The organism is Nitratidesulfovibrio liaohensis (genome assembly GCF_011682075.1).
Lineage (GTDB): Bacteria > Desulfobacterota > Desulfovibrionia > Desulfovibrionales > Desulfovibrionaceae > Cupidesulfovibrio > Cupidesulfovibrio liaohensis.
Genome location: NZ_VSMK01000421.1, coordinates 1 through 2348, shown reverse-complemented (window position 1 = coordinate 2348; position 2348 = coordinate 1). Strand labels below are relative to the sequence as shown.

3 protein-coding genes are annotated in these 2348 nt (G+C 66.8%); 1 reads left to right on the top strand and 2 read right to left on the bottom strand.

Annotated features, from left to right (window positions below; all coding sequences use genetic code 11):
* On the bottom strand, nt 1-462 hold a 462-nt coding region (locus FVW27_RS13395), incomplete at its 3' end, for a glycosyltransferase family 2 protein (protein WP_167125924.1).
* Nucleotides 463-610: 148 nt separating this feature from the next.
* Nucleotides 611-1168, bottom strand: coding sequence for an HD domain-containing protein (locus FVW27_RS13390; protein WP_167125921.1), 558 nt, complete (start codon nt 1166-1168; stop codon nt 611-613).
* A gap of 309 nt (nt 1169-1477) precedes the next feature.
* On the opposite strand from FVW27_RS13390, the gene FVW27_RS13385 reads away from it, so the two are divergent.
* Nucleotides 1478-2348 (top strand): PSP1 domain-containing protein (locus FVW27_RS13385; RefSeq protein WP_279586633.1); only part of this gene is annotated, 871 nt, incomplete at its 3' end.

Genomic DNA, 2348 nt, shown 5'->3' with positions numbered 1-2348 from the left:
CGGCAGGCGGCCCGGCAGGCCGCTGAGGCGGGCCAGCTTCACGATCAGGCCGGGCAGGCGGGCGGCGCCGCGCAGTACGGCGTCCTTGGGACCGGTGACCATGCCGCCAGCCACCATGCAGGCGGGGGTGGTGTCCATGTGTTCCGCCAGACGGCGGGCTGCGCCGGGGCACAGGGTGACGGCTGGGTCCACGAAGATGATCACGTCGCCACTGGCGCGGGCGATGCCCAGGTTGGCGGCGGCGGCGAAACCGGCGCTGGCCGGGGCTTCGACGATGATGGCCTCGGGCGCGATGTCGCGCGCGTTGCGAATGGTGGCGTCGGTGGAGGCGCGGTCCACCAGGATGATGTCGGCGGATTCGGCAAGGCCCGTCATTTCGACCGCTGCGGAGCGGACCGAGGCAAGACAGTCGCCGATGTACTTCGCCGCGTTGGCGGCGACGATGACGAACGAGAGCTTCATGCGGGGTTCCTTCGGGGCTGTTGTGCGTTGGAGCGGTGTCGGTGTTGCCGGAAAGGGGCGCGCGGGCGTGGCCCGCCTGGCAGACTGGCCTGACTGGCCTGACTGGGCAGACTGGTCTGACTGGCCCGTGCGGGCAGAGGCTGGCCGACTATCGAGTCAGGCCCAACTCTGCGGCGGCAGGCGTCATGGCCTCGATGGCGATGGTCAGGAACTCGCCAAGCTCAAGGCCGATGGCCTCGCACTCGCGGATTCTCTCGCGGCTGACGCTGGCGGCAAACGCCTTGTCCTTCATCTTTTTCTTCAGGCTGGAGGCCTGCATCCCGTCCATGCCGGTGGGGCGCACCAGCGCGGCGGCGCTGACCAGCCCGGTCACGCTTTCGCCGCAGCGCAGGGCACGGTCGAACAGGCTGGCCGGTTCGCGGCCGGTGCATTCGCTGTTGTGTGCCACGATGGCCTGCACGGCTTCCGGCGGCAGCCTGTCCCCGATGAGGTCCACGGCCACCAGACCATGGTGTTCGGGGGTGTCCTTTGTGAGGGGGTAGTCGATGTCGTGCAGCAGCCCGGCCAGGCCCCACAGTTCGGCGTCCTGTCCGAAACGGGCGGCCAAGCCGCGCATTACGACCTCTGTGGCCAGGGCGTGCTGGACAAGGTGGGGTTCCGGGTTGTGCGAGCGCAGTAGGTCGAGGGCTTCGGCGCGAGGGAGCATGGGGGCCTCCGGTGGACGGTCTTCGTGAAACGGGTCACATGGACTTCGAACCTTGTACGGTACGAGCACGGGCGTTGCAACCGTCGCGAACATGCGCGGGCAGGGACAAGCCGAAGGGGGGCGCTGCCGCCGGGGCCGCGCGGGGTGCGGCTTTGTTGACACGTGCCCCATAAAAGCGGAAAAGAGGAGGTTATTTCGCCAAGGAAGGTGGAGATGGCCGCCACGCGGCCATGCGGCGTAATCCGTTCGCACCCCCTTCCGCCGGAATGTTTCCGGACGGGCGTAAACCGGCTGAAACCGGCGAGCACGATGGAACGAATACTCGGCATCAAGTTCCGTGAATACGGACAGATATACTATTTTCTCAGTGGTGGTCAGCCCGTTGCCGTGGGTGACAGGGTGATCGTGGAAACCGATCAGGGCCAGGGCATCGGCGAAGTGGTGGCCCTGCGCGACGACCTGCCCGAAGACGCGGGAGAAACCGAGGCCGACCTGCGGCCCATCCTGCGCGTGGCAAGCGGCGAGGACCTTGAGCAGGCGGCGGAAAACGAGAAGCTGGGCGACGAGGCCCGCGCCTTCTGCAACGAATGCATCCGGGGCCGTGGCCTGGAGATGAAGCTGGTGGACGTGGAAGTGTTCTTCGACCGCAGCAAGATCATCTTCTACTTCACCGCGCCGACCCGCATCGACTTCCGCGAACTGGTCAAGGATCTGGTCAAGAATTACCGCACCCGCATCGAACTGCGCCAGATTGGCGTGCGCCACGAAACGCAGATGATCGGCGCGGTGGGCAACTGCGGCATGGTCTGCTGCTGCCGCCGCTTTCTGCGCAAATTCGCCCCGGTGACCATCAAGATGGCCAAGGAGCAGAACCTGTTCCTGAACCCGGCCAAGATTTCGGGCATTTGCGGGCGGCTGCTGTGCTGCCTGAGCTACGAGCAGGAAAACTACGAGGAATTTCACCGGCGCTGCCCGCGTCTGGGCAAGAAGTACCTGACCTCGCGCGGCGCGGTGAAGGTGCTGCGCGCCAACATGTTCCGGGGCAGCCTGGCCCTGCTGACCGAGTCCAACGAAGAGGTCGAGGTCACGCTGGAAGAATGGCAGCAGATGGAGCCGCGCCGACCCGAGCAGGGCGGCGGTGGCCCCGGCGGCCACGGCGGCGGCATGCCGCGTCCGGACG